The 17,907-nt window shown below is 69.7% G+C and carries 16 protein-coding genes; 12 read left to right on the plus strand and 4 right to left on the minus strand.

Annotated features, from left to right (window positions below; all coding sequences use genetic code 11):
- The first annotated feature begins 28 nt into the window (after window positions 1-28).
- The 7 genes from trxB to BM430_RS26910 all read left to right on the plus strand — a co-directional run bounded on the left by trxB (window position 29) and on the right by BM430_RS26910 (window position 7,715).
- Entirely contained in the window at window positions 29-1,021 is a 993-nt protein-coding gene (trxB, locus tag BM430_RS26880; RefSeq protein WP_093570306.1) for a thioredoxin-disulfide reductase, read from the plus strand.
- 109 nt (window positions 1,022-1,130) lie between these two features.
- The gene (locus BM430_RS26885) at window positions 1,131-2,021 is read left to right on the plus strand and encodes a LysR family transcriptional regulator (RefSeq protein ID WP_048449273.1); all 891 of its coding nucleotides are present in this window, start codon (window positions 1,131-1,133) and stop codon (window positions 2,019-2,021) included.
- 188 nt (window positions 2,022-2,209) lie between these two features.
- Window positions 2,210-2,689, plus strand: a complete 480-nt coding sequence (locus BM430_RS26890) for a nucleoside deaminase (protein ID WP_093570307.1) — start codon at window positions 2,210-2,212, stop codon at window positions 2,687-2,689.
- Between the two features lie 360 nt (window positions 2,690-3,049).
- Window positions 3,050-3,316 carry a hypothetical protein gene (locus BM430_RS26895; RefSeq protein WP_093570308.1) on the plus strand — a complete coding sequence of 89 codons (267 nt, stop codon included), beginning with the start codon at window positions 3,050-3,052 and terminating at the stop codon, window positions 3,314-3,316.
- Window positions 3,317-3,479: 163 nt separating this feature from the next.
- A complete protein-coding gene (gene acs, locus BM430_RS26900) occupies window positions 3,480-5,429 on the plus strand; it encodes an acetate--CoA ligase (protein WP_093570309.1) in 1,950 nt (649 codons plus the stop codon).
- Window positions 5,430-5,721: 292 nt separating this feature from the next.
- Window positions 5,722-6,030, plus strand: coding sequence for a DUF485 domain-containing protein (locus tag BM430_RS26905; RefSeq protein ID WP_093570310.1), 309 nt, complete (start codon window positions 5,722-5,724; stop codon window positions 6,028-6,030).
- Window positions 6,027-7,715, plus strand: coding sequence for a cation acetate symporter (locus BM430_RS26910; RefSeq protein ID WP_093570311.1), 1,689 nt, complete (start codon window positions 6,027-6,029; stop codon window positions 7,713-7,715). Before BM430_RS26905 ends, BM430_RS26910 begins: the two co-directional genes overlap by 4 nt.
- Before the next feature lie 316 nt (window positions 7,716-8,031).
- Here BM430_RS26910 and BM430_RS26915 read toward each other — a convergent pair whose 3' ends face one another.
- Together BM430_RS26915 and purH are read right to left on the minus strand one after the other, a co-directional pair.
- Window positions 8,032-9,315 carry a DUF3422 family protein gene (locus tag BM430_RS26915; protein WP_093570312.1) on the minus strand — a complete coding sequence of 428 codons (1,284 nt, stop codon included), beginning with the start codon at window positions 9,313-9,315 and terminating at the stop codon, window positions 8,032-8,034.
- Between the two features lie 116 nt (window positions 9,316-9,431).
- Complete coding sequence (gene purH / locus BM430_RS26920; protein ID WP_093570313.1) at window positions 9,432-11,033, minus strand: bifunctional phosphoribosylaminoimidazolecarboxamide formyltransferase/IMP cyclohydrolase; 1,602 nt, start codon at window positions 11,031-11,033, stop codon at window positions 9,432-9,434.
- A gap of 270 nt (window positions 11,034-11,303) precedes the next feature.
- Between purH and BM430_RS26925 the strand changes: the two genes are divergently transcribed.
- On the plus strand, window positions 11,304-12,626 hold the full coding sequence (locus BM430_RS26925; RefSeq protein WP_093570314.1) for a hemolysin family protein: 1,323 nt from the start codon (window positions 11,304-11,306) through the stop codon (window positions 12,624-12,626).
- Between the two features lie 145 nt (window positions 12,627-12,771).
- On the plus strand, window positions 12,772-13,179 hold the full coding sequence (locus BM430_RS26930) for an EF-hand domain-containing protein (protein WP_093570315.1): 408 nt from the start codon (window positions 12,772-12,774) through the stop codon (window positions 13,177-13,179).
- Between the two features lie 57 nt (window positions 13,180-13,236).
- On the opposite strand, the gene BM430_RS26935 is transcribed toward BM430_RS26930, so the two are convergent.
- Window positions 13,237-13,470: a hypothetical protein gene (locus BM430_RS26935; RefSeq protein ID WP_093570316.1), complete on the minus strand. Its 234-nt coding sequence runs from the start codon at window positions 13,468-13,470 to the stop codon at window positions 13,237-13,239.
- A 374-nt stretch (window positions 13,471-13,844) separates the two neighbouring features.
- Here BM430_RS26935 and BM430_RS26940 point away from each other — a divergent pair, with 374 nt between their 5' ends.
- Window positions 13,845-14,894 carry an adenylate/guanylate cyclase domain-containing protein gene (locus tag BM430_RS26940; RefSeq protein WP_093570339.1) on the plus strand — a complete coding sequence of 350 codons (1,050 nt, stop codon included), beginning with the start codon at window positions 13,845-13,847 and terminating at the stop codon, window positions 14,892-14,894.
- 676 nt (window positions 14,895-15,570) lie between these two features.
- Entirely contained in the window at window positions 15,571-16,029 is a 459-nt protein-coding gene (locus BM430_RS26945) for a Ros/MucR family transcriptional regulator (protein ID WP_093570317.1), read from the plus strand.
- Window positions 16,030-16,091: 62 nt separating this feature from the next.
- Here BM430_RS26945 and BM430_RS26950 read toward each other — a convergent pair whose 3' ends face one another.
- The gene (locus BM430_RS26950; protein WP_093570318.1) at window positions 16,092-16,886 is read right to left on the minus strand and encodes a DUF1194 domain-containing protein; all 795 of its coding nucleotides are present in this window, start codon (window positions 16,884-16,886) and stop codon (window positions 16,092-16,094) included.
- A gap of 262 nt (window positions 16,887-17,148) precedes the next feature.
- On the opposite strand from BM430_RS26950, the gene BM430_RS26955 reads away from it, so the two are divergent.
- Window positions 17,149-17,904, plus strand: a complete 756-nt coding sequence (locus BM430_RS26955; RefSeq protein ID WP_093570319.1) for a restriction endonuclease — start codon at window positions 17,149-17,151, stop codon at window positions 17,902-17,904.
- Window positions 17,905-17,907: the final 3 nt, after the last annotated feature.

A 17,907-nucleotide genomic window follows, 5' to 3' on the forward strand; every position in this document is an offset into this window, starting at 1 on the left:
CTGGCCGGCGGCAGCCCCGGAGATCCGTATGTCCACCACCAAGCAGGCTCCCCAGCACGAGAAGCTCGTGATCGTCGGCTCCGGCCCCGCCGGATACACCGCCGCGATCTACGCCGCCCGCGCCATGGTCGAGCCGCTGCTGATTTCGGGCTTCCAGCCCGGCGGCCAGCTGATGATCACCACCGACGTCGAGAACTACCCGGGCTTCGCGGACGCGATCCAGGGCCCGTGGCTGATGGAGCAGATGCGCTCCCAGGCCGAGCATGTCGGCACCCGCATCGTCTCGGAATACATCGCCAAGGTCGACCTCGCGCAGCGGCCGTTCCGGCTCGAGGCCGATTCCGGCGCGGTCTTCACCTGCGACGCGCTGATCATCGCCACCGGCGCCCAGGCCAAGTGGCTCGGCCTGCCCTCCGAGGCGAAGTTCCAGGGTTTCGGGGTCTCGGCCTGCGCCACCTGCGACGGATTCTTCTTCCGGGGCAAGGAGGTCGTGGTCGTCGGCGGCGGCAACACCGCGGTCGAGGAGGCGCTCTACCTCGTGAACCTCGCCTCCAAGGTGACGGTCGTGCACCGCCGCGACAGTTTTCGGGCCGAGCGCATCCTGCAGGAGCGCCTGTTCAAGCACCCGAACGTCGAGGTGGTGTGGAACAGCGCGATCGAGGAGATCTGCGGCCGCGACAAGCCGGCTCCCTCGGTCACCCATGTCCGCCTGCGCGACACGGTCACGGGTGCGGTCACCGAGCGCAAGGCCGACGGCGTGTTCGTCGCCATCGGCCACCAGCCGGCGACCGCGGTGTTCGAGGGGCAACTGCCCTTCCGGGCCGGCGGCTACCTCGAGGTGACGCCCGGCACCGCCATGACGGCGATCCCCGGCGTGTTCGCGGCGGGCGACGTCACCGACGACGTCTACCGGCAGGCGATCACCGCTGCCGGCATGGGCTGCATGGCCGCCCTCGAGGCGGAGAAGTACCTGGCCAACCTGGCGATCGGCGAACAGCCGCGCCAGGCCGCGGCCGAGTAGGCGAGTTGTACCGGGGCCGGGGATGAGCCCCGGCCCCGGCCTTTGGCGTTCGCTCTGAACTCACCGGTCCTCCTGGCCGGCCGGGGCTCTGGCGAGGGGTTTGACGGCCGTGGACTGGGACAAGATCCGGATTTTCCTCAACGTCGCCGAAGCCGGCAGCTTCACCAAGGCGGGCGACGACATCGGGCTCAGCCAGTCGGCCGTCAGCCGCCAGATCAGCGCGCTGGAGCGCGAGCTGAAGGCGCCGCTGTTCCACCGCCACGCCCGCGGGCTGATCCTGACCGAGCAGGGCGACCTGCTGTTCCGGGCCGCCCGGGACATGAAGATGCGGCTCGAGACCACGCGGGCCCGCCTCGTCGAGACGAGCGAGCGCCCGTCCGGCGACCTCAAGGTGACGACGACGGTGGGCCTCGGCACCGCCTGGCTGTCGCAGCGGGTGGCGGAGTTCCTCGACCTGCATCCGGACGTGCGCGTCGAGCTGATCCTCACCAACGAGGAGCTCGACCTCGCGATGCGCGAGGCCGATGTGGCGATCCGGCTGCGGCGCCCGGCCCAGCCGGACCTGATCCAGCGCCGGCTGTTCACCGTGCACTACCACGTCTTCGCCTCGCTCGAATACGTGAAGCGCTTCGGCGAGCCCAAGACGATCGACGACCTCGACAAGCACCGCTTGGTCTCGTTCGGCGGCGACCAGCCCTCCTACCTGATGGCGACCCACTGGCTCGCCACGGTCGGCCGCGAGGGCCGCGAGCACCGGACGATCCACTTCACGGTCAACAACATCTCGGCGCTCCAGCTCGCGGTCGAGACCGGCGCCGGCATCGGCATCCTGCCGGACTACGTCGCCGACGGGAACGAGCAGCTGGTGCAGGTCCTGCGCGACTACGAGATGCCGAATCTGGAGAGCTACCTCGTCTACGCCGAGGAGATGCGGACGGTCGCCCGCGTCCAGGCATTCCGGGACTTCCTGGTCGCGAAGGCGCAGCGCTGGACGTATTGAGGGGGCGATCGGGCGTGCGGGATCGAGTCCGGACGCCTTCTATCTCTCTCCGACCCGCGACCTCATCCTGAGGTCGCGGGTGGGAGAGTGGGCTGCGAAGCCGTCGCACCTCCCCTCCCCGCTTGCCTTTCCGCCCGCCGGCGCCATGCTCCCTCGGGCAGCCGCAAGGTTACCCGCGAGGAGCCCCGATGACCGACGACGAGACCTTCATGGCGCGCGCCATCGCGCTGTCGGAGCAGACTGCCCTCGTCGAGAGCGCGGGCGGCGTCTTCGGTGCCGTGATCGTGCGCGACGGTGAGATCATCGGCGAGGGCGCCAACCGGGTCGTCGCCGAGAACGACCCGACCTGGCACGCCGAGATGGCGGCGATCCGCGACGCCTGCAAGAAGGAGGGCAGCTTCAAGCTGCCCGGCGCCACCCTGTACACTTCCGCCGAACCTTGCCCGATGTGCATGGCCGCGGCCTACTGGGCCGGCATCTCGCGGATCTTCTACGCCTCGACCAACGAAGACGCCCTGCGGCACGGCAATTTCGACGACAGCATGATCTACGAAGAGGTCCGCAAGCCGGCCGACCAGCGCAAGATCCCGATCCGCCAGATCATGCGCGCCGAGGCGATCGAGGTCTGGAAGCGCTACGAGGCCAAGACCGACCGGGTGCCGTACTGACGCGTGGACGGTGAGAGCCCGATCGGCGCGGAATGCGCCAAGTCGCTCTTGCGCTCAAGTCGATCCTGCGATTACGTCCACCCCCCTCTCCGTCATCCCGGGGCTCGTCGAAGACGAGAACCCGGGACCCATAACCGCTGACGCTGGAGATCAAAGCGGACCGCATCCTCATTCATCCTGCGCCGTCATCGGTTATGGATCCCGGGTTCCGCTGGAGGCCCCGGGATGACGATGGAGGGACTTCGGCACCGTCGAAGCCGCGCACGGATCTGGCAACCCGGGCCTTCGCTGCACGTTGACGCCGAGGATGGTCAACACGCCGATCCGGCCCGCGAGTCCGAACCCTGGAAGGAGGTCCTTATGCGTCGCACGCCCTGTCTCGCCATCCTCCTGGCGGCCGCCCTCGCCCCGGCCCCGCTCCTCGCGCAGGCAGAGCCGCCGGCGCGGGATCCCGGGATCACCGGCTCTCTTGGGCCCGCCACCCGCGACACCACCGACGTCGGCCAGACCAAGCCGCCGGGCGCCGCGCTCGGGCCCGATGCCGGACTGACGCCGGACCTGCAGCAGCGCGACCGCGAGATCCAGCGCAAGATCGAGACCGGGATCTGCGACGGCTGCACCGAGTAGATCCGGCACGGCCGATGCCGCGCATTAATCCGCTCTGCATTAGACGGAATGATCGGTTGCAGGCGCGGCGAGCCGACGCCTAAACCGGCGGCAACCGGCCCGGCCACCGCGCCTCGCGAAAGCCCGAACGGGCCACCGACACAACCGACACAGGGAGAGCGCCATGAACCAGCGGGTCGTCGAGGTCAACCAGGATGCGCGCGCGCGGGCGCATATCGACGAGGCCAAGTATCAGGCCTGGTACGAGGCCTCGATCCGCGATCCGGAAGGCTTCTGGCGCGAGCACGGCAAGCGGATCGACTGGTTCACGCCCTACGCCAAGGTCAAGGAGACGACGTTCGGCCCCGGCGACGTCTCGATCAAGTGGTTCTCCGACGGCGTCACCAACGCCGCCCATAACTGCATCGACCGCCACCTCGAGACCCGCGGCGATCAGGTCGCGATCATCTGGGAGGGCGACGACCCGTCGGAATCGCGCCACATCACCTACCGCGAGTTGCATGCGGAGGTGTGCCGGATGGCCAACGTCCTGCGCAACCGCGGCGTCTCCAAGGGCGACCGGGTGACGATCTACCTGCCGATGATCCCCGAGGCCGCCTACGCGATGCTGGCCTGCGCCCGGCTCGGCGCGATCCACTCGGTGGTGTTCGGCGGCTTCTCGCCCGACTCGCTGGCCGGCCGCATCCAGGGCTGCGACTCGAAGCTCGTCATCACCGCCGACGAGGGCCTGCGGGGCGGCCGCAAGGTGCCGCTGAAGGCCAATGTCGACGCGGCGATCCAGCGCCTGCCGGCCGACAGCGTCGACCACGTCGTCGTGGTGCGCCGCACCGGCGGCGCCGTCGAGATGGATCCGGTCCGCGACGTCTATTACGACGACGCCGCCGCCCAGGTCACCGACGAGTGCCCGGTGACCCATGTCGAGGCCGAGCACCCGCTGTTCCTGCTCTACACCTCGGGCTCGACCGGCCAGCCGAAGGGCGTCGTCCACACCACCGGCGGCTACCTCGTCTACGCGTCGATGACGCACCAATACGTCTTCGACTACCACGAGGGCGACATCTACTGGTGCACCGCCGATGTCGGCTGGGTCACCGGCCATTCCTACATCCTGTACGGGCCGTTGGCGAACGGCGCCACGACCCTGATGTTCGAGGGCATCCCGACCTATCCGTCGATCTCACGGTTCTGGGAGGTCGTCGACAAGCACAAGGTCAACATCTTCTACACCGCCCCGACCGCGATCCGCTCGCTGATGGGCGCCGGCGAGGCGCCGGTGAAGAAGACCTCGCGCCAGACCCTGCGGATCCTGGGTTCGGTCGGCGAGCCGATCAATCCGGAGGCCTGGGAATGGTACTACCGGGTCGTCGGCGACGAGCGCTGCCCGATCGTCGACACCTGGTGGCAGACCGAGACCGGCGGCATCCTGATCACCCCGCTGCCCGGCGCCACGCCGCTCAAGCCCGGCTCGGCGACGCGGCCGTTCTTCGGCGTCAAGCCGGTGGTCGTGGACGGCGACAACGTCGTCCAGGAGGGTGCCTGCGAGGGCAATCTCTGCATCGACGAGTCCTGGCCGGGCCAGATGCGCACCGTCTGGGGCGACCACGAGCGCTTCGTCCAGACCTACTTCTCGACCTTCCCGGGCCGCTACTTCTCCGGTGACGGCTGCCGGCGCGATGCGGACGGCTATTACTGGATCACCGGCCGGGTCGACGACGTCATCAACGTCTCGGGCCACCGGATGGGCACGGCGGAGGTCGAATCCTCCCTCGTCGCGCATCCGAAGGTCTCGGAGGCCGCGGTGGTGGGCTATCCCCACGACATCAAGGGCCAGGGCATCTACGCCTACGTCACCCTGATGCAGGGCGAGGAGCCGTCCGACGCGCTCCGCAAGGAGCTGGTCGCCTGGGTGCGCAAGGATATCGGGCCGATCGCCTCGCCCGACCTGATCCAGTTCGCCCCCGGCCTGCCCAAGACCCGCTCCGGCAAGATCATGCGCCGCATCCTGCGCAAGATCGCCGAGGACGAGTTCTCCTCGCTCGGCGACACCTCGACGCTCGCCGAGCCGGCGGTGGTCGAGGACCTGATCGAGAACCGGCAGAACCGCCTCAAGTGACCAAGGCGCCGGGGCCCGGATCGGGCTCCGGCGATTTAATCCCGCGCGAGACGGTCGCGCGCATCAGACCTTCGTCGTAGCAAGAGGCGTCTCAGTCTCTTTGCGCTGGCATTCGCCGCGGAATCGGGTCATCCGCATTATTGCGCCGCAAAATGGCAATCGGCGCAAGCTCAGCCTGTCGAGAACAGGCACTCGAACAGACCGAAGCATCGGCTTCATCACCTCGTGTCGTTTTCGGCGCGCGGCGGAGCCATGTCTGGTCACAGAAGCGAAACAGAAGGGAGGCCCGCCGATGGCAGAGGCAGACACCGCACGGGTTCTCGCGAGCCCGAAATTCCGCCAACTCGTGACTGAGCGCACCCGCTTCGGCTGGGTCCTGTCCGGCGCGATGCTGGCGATTTACCTCGTCTTCATCATGCTGGTCGCCTTCGCGCACGGCCTGATGGCGACGAAGATCGGTGCCGGCGTGACCTCGCTCGGCATCGTGTTCGGCCTCGTCGTCATCGTCTCCGCCTTCGTGCTCACGGGCATCTACGTCGCCCGCGCCAACGGCCGCTTCGACGATCTGACCCGCGACCTCAACCGGGAACTCGGCCGATGACCGCGCGCCGCATCGCCCTCGTCACAGCCCTCACGCTCCTCGGGGCGGGCGTGGCCTACGCCGCCGGTCCCGACCTCGGCGCCGTGCAGAAGCAGGCGACGAACTGGACCGCCGTCGCGATGTTCCTGCTCTTCGTGCTCGCCACGTTGGGCATCACCTACAAGGCCGCCGCGGGCTCGAAGTCCGCGGCCGACTTCTACGCCGCCGGCGGCGGCATCTCGGCCGGCCAGAACGCGCTGGCGATCGCCGGCGACTACATGTCGGCGGCCTCGTTCCTCGGCATCTCGGGGCTCGTCTTCTCGTCGGGCTTCGACGGGCTGATCTACTCGATCGGCTTCCTGGTCGGCTGGCCGATCGTGCTGTTCCTGATCGCCGAGCGCCTGCGCAACCTCGGCAAGTTCACCTTCGCCGACGTCGCGAGCTTCCGCCTCGACCAGACCCGGATCCGGATCCTGTCGGCGACCGGCACCCTCGTCGTGGTGGCCTTCTACCTGATCGCCCAGATGGTCGGCGCCGGCAAGCTGATCCAGCTCCTGTTCGGCCTCGACTACCTCACGGCGATCATCGCGGTCGGCATCCTGATAATCGTCTACGTCGCCTTCGGCGGCATGAAGGCGACGACCTGGGTGCAGATCATCAAGGCCTGCCTGCTGCTGGCCGGCGCCTCGTTCATGGCCCTCGCCGTGCTGTGGCGCTACGGCTTCAACCCGGAGGCCCTGTTCGCGGCGGCCGTGGCCGAGCACCCGAAGCACGAGGCGATCATGGCGCCCGGCGGCCTCGTCGCCGATCCGGTCTCGGCGATCTCGCTGGGCATCGGCCTGATGTTCGGCACCGCCGGCCTGCCCCACATCCTGATGCGGTTCTTCACGGTGTCGGACGCGCAGGCAGCCCGCAAGTCGGTGTTCTACGCCACCGGCCTGATCGCCTACTTCTACATCCTCACGTTCATCATCGGCTTCGGCGCCATCACCTTCCTGATGGGCGATCCGAGCTACTTCAAGGCCGGGGCAAACGGTGCCTACGACCGGATCACCGGGCTGCTGGGCGGCTCCAACATGGCGGCGGTGCACCTCGCCAACGCCACCGGCGGCTCGCTCTTCCTCGGCTTCATCTCGGCGGTGGCCTTCGCGACCATCCTGGCGGTGGTGGCCGGCCTGACGCTCGCCGGCGCCTCGGCGGTCAGCCACGACCTCTACGCCCAGGTCTTCGCCCGCGGCCGCACCACCGAGGCCGGCGAGGTGCGGCTGTCGAAGATCGCGGCAGTCGTGATCGGCCTCGTGGCGATCTATCTCGGCTACGTCTTCGAGAACCAGAACGTCGCCTTCATGGTCGGCCTCGCCTTCGCGGTGGCGGCGAGCTGCAACTTCCCGGTGCTGGCGATGTCGATCCTGTGGAAGGGCACCACGACGCTCGGCGCCCTCGTCGGCGGCCTGATCGGCCTCGTCAGCGCGGTGGTGATGGTGGTGCTGTCGAAGGCCGTGTGGGTCACCACCTTCGGCCACCCGGCGGCACTCTTTCCCTACGACAACCCGGCCTTGTTCTCGATGCCGCTGGCCTTCCTGGGCATCTGGGCGGTCTCGAAGATCGACAATTCCGCCCGGGCGAAGCGCGAGCGGGCGGCCTTCGAGGCGCAGTACGTGCGCTCCGAGACCGGCATCGGTGCGGCGGGCGCGCACGCGCATTGATGGGGCGAGGGGCGGCGACCGGTGGTCGCCGCCCCTTTTTCAGATTGTTCAAGGAGAGCTTCGTTCTCTCCCCCTTTCCCGGACGACTGGAGCGTCAGCGGAAGGAGATCCGGGATCCAGGAGAGACGTGCCGCGAAGCGGCTCCATCTTTGCAACGTTGCAGACACAAGGACGCTTCGCGACTTTTCCTGCTGGATCCCGGATCTCCTTCCGCTGACGCTCCAGTCGTCCGGGAAAGGGTTAGGCTTACGAGCCGCATCTCGTGAGTCAGGCGGCGGGTGTTGTTCTCATCGGGACAGCGGAACGGAGCGGTCCCTCAATGCCCACCCGGCTCCGCATGCATCCGCCGGATCCGCCTCACCGTCCACCACACCCCCACCAGCACCAGCGGCACCGCCACGGCCGTCCCGATCGTCGCGTCCACCGGCACGCCGGCATGGTGCACGCCCTCCAGCACGTGATGGACGAGGCTCGCGACGTAGTAGGTGATCGCCGCGACCGACAGGCCCTCGACGGTCTGCTGCAGGCGCAGTTGCAGCCTGACCCGGTCGTTCATCGCCTGGAGCTGGGCCTGGTTCTGGCGCTCCAGCTCGATATCGACCCGGGTGCGCAGCATCTGCGCGGCGCGGGCGAGGCGGCGGGAGAGCAGGTCCTGGCGCTCGGCGATCACCAGGCAGGTGCGGATCGCCGGGTTGTAGCGTCGGTTGAGGAACATCGACCAGCTCGTCTGGCCGGGCAGCGCGTGCTCGGCCGCCGCGGTGAGGCGCAACCGCACCAGCTCGTCATAGGCCCGGGTCGCACCGAAGCGGAACATCGTGCGCGACGATCCCGCCTCCAGCTCGGCCGCGAGAGCGATCAGCCGGTCAAGCAGGGCGTGGTTCTCGGCGAAACCCTCGCTGGTGCGCATCGCCTCCATCAGGGTCGGAAGCTCGGTCTCGATGTGCCGGATGGTCGGCCCCAGGCTCTGCGCCTCCGGCAGGCCGAGGAGCGCCAGCGTGCGGTAGGTCTCGATCTCGAGCAGGCGCTGGACCAGGGCACCCGCGCCGAGGCGGCTCAAGCGGCGGTCGGCGACGACGATGCGGACGTAGCCGTGCGGATCGGGCTGGAAGTCGGTGGCGATCACCGCCGCCCCGCTCTCGGCCTCCGCCATGGCGAGCGAGGCCGCGTTGAAGGTCGAGACGATCTCGGATGGCATCCCGCCATCGACGGCCGGCAGGAGGTGGAGGTCGACCGCGACGAGGAGCGGGCCGGGCTGGGCCACCTCCCCCATCGCGCCCTCGAGCGCGTCGGGCTGGGGCTGGAAGGCGTGGCCGAGCGCGTCGCCGTATTCCCAGGTATAGGTGGTGAACTCGCTGTGGCTCTCCCAGCGCAGGATCGCGCCGGAAAACACCACCCGGTGCTGCTTGGCCCCCGGCGCCGGGCCCGGATGGCCGAGGCCGGTGCAATAGGCCTCCAGCGCGTCGCGGTCGGCCGACGCGGCCTCGCCGTCGGTCAGGAAGGCGTAGTGCAGGAAGCGGCGCGGCGTCTTGACCGGGGTGAAGGGCCGGGCGTGAACCTCCGCCAGCACCCGGGCCCGCAGGGGGTGTTCGTCCAGCCGCATCCTCGTAGAAGCCCTGCCTGTCGTCACGCTCCGACGAGGCTTGGCCGAGGCCGGCCCGTCGGTCAACGGGCCGGGTGGCCGAGGCCGGCTCGTCGATCAACGGGCCGGCCGGTTCCTCAGTGCCGGAAGTGGCGGTATCCGGTGAGCACCATGGCGAGGCCAGCCTCGTCGGCGGCGCGGATCACCTCGTCGTCGCGCATCGAGCCGCCGGGCTGGATCACCGCCGTGGCGCCCGCTTCGGCCGCGGCGAGCAGGCCGTCGGCGAAGGGGAAGAACGCGTCGGAGGCCACCACCGCGCCGCGGGCGAGGCTCTCGGGGAGCCCTGCGGCCTTGGCAGCCTCGGCCGCCTTCCAGGCGGCGATGCGCGAGGAATCGACCCGCGACATCTGCCCGGCGCCGATGCCGACCGTGGCGCCGTCCTTGGCGTAGACGATGGCGTTCGACTTGACGTGCTTGGCGACCCGGAAGGCGAAGCGCAGGTCCGACAGCTCGGCCTCGGTCGGCGCGCGCTTGGTCACCACCTTGAGCGGCATGTCGTCGACGACGGCGTTGTCGCGGTCCTGCACCAGGAAGCCGCCGGCCACCGTCCGCCAGGCTTGGCCCGGCGCGCGGGGATCGGCGATGCCGCCGGCGGTGAGCAGACGCAGGTTCTTCTTAGCCGCCACGATCGCGACCGCCTCCTCGGTGGCATCGGGCGCGATGATGACTTCCGTGAAGATCTCGACGATCTTCTTCGCCGCCTCGGCGTCCAGCGTGCGGTTGAGCGCCACGATGCCGCCGAAGGCCGAGACCGGATCGCAGCGCAGCGCCCGCTCGTAGGCCTCCAGAAGGCTCGCGCCTTCCGCCACGCCGCACGGGTTGGCGTGCTTGACGATCACCACCGCGGCCGCGCGGGCGGGGTCGAACTCGCTCACCGCCTCGTAGGCGGCGTCGGTGTCGTTGAGGTTGTTGTAGGACAATTCCTTGCCCTGGAGCTGGCGCGCGGTCGCGACGCCCGGGCGCGGGGCGCCAGCGGTGCGGTAGAACGCGGCCTTCATGTGCGGGTTCTCGCCGTAGCGCAGGCCCTGCGCCAGCGTCCCGCCGAGCGCCCGGAAGGTCTGGCTCTCGGGTGCCGCTTCGACCTCGCCGGCGAGCCAGGTCGAGATGGCGGCGTCGTAGGAGGCGGTGCGGGCATAGGCCTTCTGGGCGAGGCGCCGGCGGGTCGCGAAGGTGACGGCGCCGTCATGGGCGTCGAGATCGGCGAGCACGGCACTGTAATCGGCGACGTCGACCACGACCGCGACGTCCTTGTGGTTCTTGGCCGCCGCGCGGATCATCGCCGGACCGCCGATGTCGATGTTCTCGATGCACTCGGCCGCCGGCTTGCCCGCCGCCAGTGTCGCCTCGAACGGGTAGAGGTTGACGACGAGGAGATCGATCGCCGCGATGCCGTGGGCCAGCATGGCGGCCTGGTGCTCCGGGTTGTCGCGGACGGCGAGCAGCCCGCCATGCACGCCCGGATGCAGCGTCTTGACCCGGCCGTCCATCATCTCGGGGAAGCCGGTGAGGTCGGAGACCTCCGTCACGGTGAGCCCCGCCTCGGTCAGCGCCCGGTGGGTGCCGCCGGTCGAGACCAGGGTGACGCCGCGGTCGGAGAGCGCGCGCGCGAACTCCACCAGCCCGGTCTTGTCCGAGACGGAGAGGAGCGCGCGGGAGATGCGGGACAGGTCGCTCGGCATGATGAACCCGGGTCTTTCGGTCTTGGGGCGGGCACGGGGCGGACACCGAGCCGGCACAGGAATTTCGGGCGCGCCTAGCAGAAACCGCCGGTCGAGGCCAGATGTTGCGCCGCAAAAGGATGGGAACGCGCCATCGGCTTACTCGGCGGCATCGGCCGTGGAGGATCGCGCGGTCGCGCCGTCTGACGGATAGGCTCCGGGGGACAGACTTGCTATGAGGGGGCCGGCCGCGCCCGAGCCCGGGAGCGGCCGGTCGCGCCACGGGAGGCGGTGATTTTCTCCGACAGTCCTTGGGGGACGGGCCTCGGCCTGTTCGCCATCGTGTTCCTGGTCTTCGCGAACGGGTTCTTCGTTGCGGCCGAGTTCGCCCTGGTGGCGGTCCGGCGCAGCCGGGTCCAGGAGCTCGTCGCCGAGAAGCGGGCCAATGCCGGCGCCCTGCAGCGGGCGGTCGACAGCCTGGACTCGCATCTTGCGGCCACGCAGCTCGGCATCACCATCTCGTCGCTCGCCCTCGGCTGGGTCGGCGAGCCGGCCCTGGCCCACCTGATCGAGCCCCTGCTCGCCTTCCTGCCGCAGGGCGCGGGCACGGTGGGGGCCCACGCCATCGCGGTGGTGTTCTCCTTCGTGGTCATCACCTCGCTGCACATCGTGCTGGGCGAGCTGGCGCCCAAGAGCCTGGCGCTCCAGCGCAGCGAGCGCACGGCGCTCGCCATCGTGCGCCCCTTGCGCCTGTTCCTGCTGGTGTTCCGCCCGGCGATCTCGTTCCTCAACGGGCTCGGCAACGGCGTGCTGCGCCTGTGCGGGCTGCAGCCGGGCTCCGGCGAGGGCTCGCTGCACTCCACCGCCGAATTGTCGCTGCTCGTCGCGGCGAGCCAGGAGGCCGGCCTGATCCAGGAGGCGCAGCAGGCGGCGGTGCAGCGCATCTTCGGCATCGGCGAGCGGCGGGTGCGGGACATCATGACCCCGCGCCACGAGGTCGACTGGATCGACGTCGACGACCCGCGCGAGGCGGTGCTGGAGACGATCCGGGCCTGCCGCCACGAGCAGCTGGTGGCGAGCCGGGGCGAGATCCACGAGATCATCGGCGTGCTGCGCAAGCAGGACGTGCTCAACCAGCTCCTCGACGGGGCGCCGATCAACCTCGACGCGATCATCCGCGAGCCGATCGTGGTGCACGAGGGCATGCCGATCCTGCGGGTGCTCGAAACCTTCAAGTCCAAGCCGGTCCGGATGGCGATCGTCGTCGACGAGTACGGCGACCTCGAGGGCATCGTCACCCAGACCGACCTGCTCGAGGCGATCGCCGGCGACATCCCGGAGACCGACGACGACGAGCCGATGGTGGTCGAGCGCCAGGACGGGTCGCTCCTGATCGACGGCATGATGCCGGCGATGGAGGCGTTCGAGCGCCTCGGCCTCACCGAACGGCCCGACACCGACGACTTCTCGACGCTCGCCGGCTTCGTGATCTTCCAGCTCGGCCGCATCCCCACCGCCGGCGACGGGTTCGAGCGCGGCGGCTGGCACTTCGAGGTCGTCGACATGGACGGGCGCCGGGTCGACAAGATCCTTGCCGAGAAGGTGGAGGCGTGACGCCCTCCCGGCGATCCGGTTCCTTCCCCTGCGTGAATCGGGGTTGCAAACCTTCGCCGTGCGGCTAGGTATCGGATTGCCAGATTATCCCGGGTCGGGTGCCGGACAGGACCGGACGCCCGGCCTTCAGGAACGGAGCTTTCCCATGAATCTCAACCGGACCCTGCTGCTCGCCGCGCTCCTCGCCGCGCCGCTCGCCCTGCCCGCCTCGGCCGAGGCCAAGCCGAAGGCCGACCGCACCATCGCGGCCGTCGACACGGATTCGGACGGCACGATCGACCTCGCCGAGACCAAGGCCGCGGCCGGCGCGGTGTTCGACAAGCTCGAGAAGGATGCCGACGGCACCCTCGACACCAAGGAACTGCAGGGCCGCGTCAGCCGCAAGGACATGAAGCAGGCCGATCCCGACAACGACGGCACCCTGGACAAGAACGAGTACCTCGCCCTGGTCGAGGCCCGCTTCAAGCTGGCCGACCCGGATAACGACGGCACGCTCGATGCCAAGGAGATGAAGACCCCGGCCGGCAAGGCTCTGGCGCGTCTGCTGAAGTAAGGCTTAAAACAAAAATAACTGGAACGGGGCGGCCCGGCACGGGCCGCCCCGTTCCAGTTAGTCGCAGCGCTCGCTGTGCACGGTCTTGCTGTCGCCGTACTCGTTGGTCTTCTTGACGGTCTTGGTCTCGCAGCCGCCGACCGAGCCGGTCGACTCGACCGAGCGCTTCTCGATCACGGTGCTGCGCTCCACAGGAGCGGAATCGCGACGGATCACCGTCACGTCCTCGGCGAGGGCCGGAACCGTGACGAGGGCGGCGAGGGTCGCGAGGGTGGCGAGGCGAAGGGACATGCCGGTCTCCAGGCTTGAGCGGTGAATCGTCCTCCAAACGCCATGGTCAAGCCGACGGTTCCGTAAATTCGGCGAGGTCTTCACCAAGTCTCGCGGCGATCCGGGCGACTCCCGCGGAGCCGGGCGTTTCGGCCTTGCCGATGCCCTCAAAACGGCGCGAATGGCGGGTGAAGTGCCGCAAAGCCGCGGGCCGGACCCGGAGCCGCACCGGGGTTCTTGTTTCGCCGCAGATTCTTGTCGCAAAACCGGCAACCACTTTTGCGCAATCTGCTCAGGAGACCATCACCGTGCCCGCAGCCGGCCCCGTCGACCGCAGCCCATCGGGAGAGGCGGCGCAAGCCGGATTTCCGGCGCGCCTCACCGAGGCCTGGCGGGTGGCCGGGCTGCCGATCCCGCAGCACGCCTGGTTCTGGATCGGCATCCTCGCGCTCAGCGCCGGGGCGGGCCTGCTCTACGATGCGCTGTTCCAGAACGGCATCCCGCTGGTGGCGGCGATCCACGGCGTCTTCATCGGCGCCTGCGCGCTGCTGATGGAGCGCGGCACCCTGCTGCCGCGGCTCCAGGCGCGCCTGCGCCGCCTGCCGACCTTCCTCTACGTGCCGATCGCCGAGCTCGCCTATGTGGGCATGATCACGCTGGGCCACGCCACCGGCGGCGTGATCGTCTGGAGCACCGGCCTGACGCCGGAGCCTTTCGCGGTGGCGGTGGTGCCCTCGCTGCGGGTGCTGGTCTACGCGCTCGCGGTCTCGGCGCTCCTCGTCTTCGTGGTGCGGATGCGTGACCTCATCGGCGCCGAGGTCTTCGTCAACCTTCTGGTCGGGCGCTACCACCGGCCGGTGGAGGAGGAGCGCATCTTCCTGTTCGTCGACGTCGTCGGCTCGACGGCCTATGCCGAGACGCATGGGGCGCTGAAGACCCAGGCCTTCCTCGGCGCGGTCTTCGCGACGCTCGCCGAACCGGTGCGGCGCTGCCAGGGCTCGACCGACGACTTCATCGGCGACATGGCGATGATCACCTGGCCGATGGCCCGCGGCCTTCAGGGCGCGCGCTGCGTCGCCTGCGTGCTGGCGATCCAGGAGAGCCTGACGCGGGACGCGGCGGCCTGGGAGGAGCGCTTCGGCGCCGTGCCGCGCATCCGCGCCGCCCTGCATGGCGGGCCGGTGGTCACCGCCGAGGTCGGGGTCGACCGGCACAAGATCGCGTATTTCGGCGATGCGGTGAACGTCACCGCCCGGCTCGAGGCGCTGTGCCGGACCCTCGACGCGCCCGTGCTGATCTCCGGCGACCTCCTGGCCAAGCTGCCGCGCCTGCCCGACGGCGTGCGGGCCCGGCCGCTCGGCGAGCACGCGGTGCGCGGGCGCGACCAGGTCCTGGCGGTCGCCGCCCTGGAACCGGCCCCGCGCGCCGGCCGGGCCGCGGCCTGACCCCGACGCGGGGTCGCCCTCCCGGGAAACATGCCCCGCCAAGACGGCGGCGCCCTCCCCGATCGAGGCGGCGTCGCGTCGCAATCGTCGTGGCTATTCGGGCCGGAGGATACCCGCTTCCGTCGGTTGTGGCGGCCTCGCATCTAACATGTAATGCGCGGGAATCGATTCCTCGGACATGGAACGCCGGAGCGGTCGCGCGCGGAGCGTCACGCACGGTCGATCCGCTCGCGCATGATGAAATTGCGAAACATTTTATGCATCTGTAACCATCGGTGGACGTCTTACCGTCTCACGGTTGCTGACGTCAGGTTGAGTCCTGCTGCCCGACATCGCCTATGAGCAATATATGTTCTTCCTCTCGTCCGAAAGGTGCTGTTGCCGTGCAGGAGGCATAAGCCAAAGAGGATGCTGCCGGGCCCCGGCCCTCGGTCGAGTTGGATGGCTCCCCCGCGAACGGTGAGTTCAGCACAACCGCTCCCTGCAACCGGGATCAACAAGAATTTCGGCGGGCGATTGACCGCGGGCCGGCGTTGCTTCTTTTTCCCTTGCGGTTCCGGCGCCGACATCATAGTTGCACCGTTAAGCAAAGACAGACCGGCCCTGCGGCATCCGAGTCCTGAGGTGGGAATGTCGAGGCGTCCGGCGGGTCTACCTTCAGAAGAGGGCCGATGTGATGAGTGAGAGTGAGGCGTCGACGAACCATATCGGGCTCGCCGCGGACATCGTGGCGGCGTTCGTGAGCAACAATTCGGTTCCGGTCGCCGATCTGCCGGGCCTGATCACGTCCGTCCACGACGCGCTGGACGGCCTCGGCCGCGCCGGCAGCGCCGAGCCGGCCGAGCCCCTCACCCCGGCCGTGCCGATCAAGAAGTCCATCATGCCGGACTACCTCGTCTGTCTCGAGGACGGCAAGAAGTTCAAGTCGCTCAAGCGCCACCTGCGCACCCGCTACGGCCTGTCGCCGGAGGAGTATCGCGAGCGGTGGAACCTGTCGCCGGATTATCCGATGGTGGCGCCCAACTATGCGGCGGCGCGCTCCGAGCTGGCGAAGACCATGGGTCTCGGGCAGCAGCGGCGCAAGTTCCAGCGCGACGGCGCAGCCAACGGTCAGGACCTGGACGGCGAGGAGTGATCCGCGGGCGGGCTTGAGCCGTCTCCGCCTATACGCCTCTAAGTTGTTTGACTCGGGGTGCCCTAATCCCAGTCGGGATTGGGGCGCTCGCCGATGAAGCAGTTGGCGCGGGCCTCGCCCTGGGCCCGCCGCAGCAGCGGCTCGTCCTCGCGGCCCGCCACCTCGCGGATGATCTTGGTGCGGATCGCGGCGGCGAACTGGTCGCGCTCGCGCACCGGCACCATGAAGCTGCCGCTGCCGCCGATCACGCAGTCGCGGTAGTAGAGGTCGAGATCCTTGATGTCCCAGGGGCCGCTCGGCTCGCGGATCATCAGCGGCAGGCCGTTGATCACGATGCCCTGGCCGACGGCGTCGTCCCGGGCCTTGGTCACCGCGCGGCCCTGGTTGTTCGGGCCGTCGCCCGAGACGTCGATCACCCGCCGCGTCGCCTCGAAGCCGCTGCCGGCGAGCAGGCCGGCCGAGAAGTCGATGGCGCTGGCGATCGAGGTCCAGGTCGAGCGCCGGGGCGGGCTCTGGCCCAGCTTCTCGGCGAAGCCGGTCGCCTCCTCGGGCCCGGCGATCAGCGTCCAGGGCACCACGATCCGCTGGTTGCCGACGCCCGCCCACTCGACATAGGTGACGGCGATGCGCCCGACCATGCCCTGGCGGATCGCCTGATGCACCGCCGGATTGCGGAACGCCTCGACGTAGCCCTCCCGCTGCACCGCCTGCTCGTCGCCGGTCATCGACAGGGAGACGTCGACGGCGAGCACCAGGGCGACGTCGACCTCGACCGGATCGCCCCCCGCCCGGACGGGAGGCCCGGCCGTTCCGGCGACGACGAGGCAGGCGAGAAGCGCGACGACGCGTGATCTCATCCGGGGACTCCCCTGCGCCGGCCCGTGCGGGGCTCTCGGCGAAACGCCAGGATCGGATGCCCGGCCGCCCGAATGCAAGCGCCACGAAGGCTTTGCCTCGACACGCTCCCGTGAGGCGAAGCCGCGCAGGCGTCGGGGCGATGTTCGTTCCGCTGTGGATGACACCGGGGACGGGCGGTGTCTTAGGCTGGGGACAAGGCGGTCCCGCCGAGAGTCCGGGCTGTTCCGGCCGCGGTCGCGCGGCGCGAGAGAGATCCCCCCGATGCGCCGCCCCTCCAGCCTCGCCGACCGCCTGTTCTGGCCCATCGTGGCCGGGGGTGTGGCGAGCCTGTGGTTCGGCCCCCGGGCGCTCGCCGTCGCCGGCCTGGTGGTGCTGGCGCTGGTGGTGCATCGGCTCGGGCGCGGCGGCCGCTTCCGCCGGCGGGTCCGGGCGATCGCCCGCCGCCACCGCGAGACCCTGGCCCTGCGCCGCCGGCAGGAGAGCTACGTCGACCCCTACGGCAACGAGATCCTCGACGGCTGGCTGCGCGAGCGCACCTACTTCGCCGAGCGCACGGTGCTGCCGCGGCTGGAGGCCGAGGGCTACGGCGACCTGATCGAGGCGCGCTGGGACGAGATCCTGGACGTCGTCGAGGCGGCCTCCTTGAGCGTCCCGATACCGGACGAGACCGAGGACCTGCCGGAGGACGGGATCGCCTACGAGCGCTACTGCGCCGCCCTGCTCGAACAGGCCGGCTGGGAGGCGCGCACCACGAAGGCCGCCGGCGACCAGGGCGCCGACGTCGTGGCGGAGCGGGACGGGGTGCGGCTGGTGGTGCAGTGCAAGCGCTACGCGAAGCCGGTCGGCAACGGCGCGGTGCAGGAGGTGGTGGCCGCCCGCAGCTACTGGGGCGCCGATCGCGCCGCCGTGGTCTCGAATGCCGGGTTCACGCCCGCGGCCCGCAAGCTCGCGGCGGCGACCGACGTGCTGCTGCTGCATCACGACGCCCTCGCCGCCCTGCGGGCGCGGCCGCGCTGAGGA

Source organism: Methylobacterium sp. 174MFSha1.1, from assembly GCF_900116815.1.
Classification (GTDB): domain Bacteria; phylum Pseudomonadota; class Alphaproteobacteria; order Rhizobiales; family Beijerinckiaceae; genus Methylobacterium.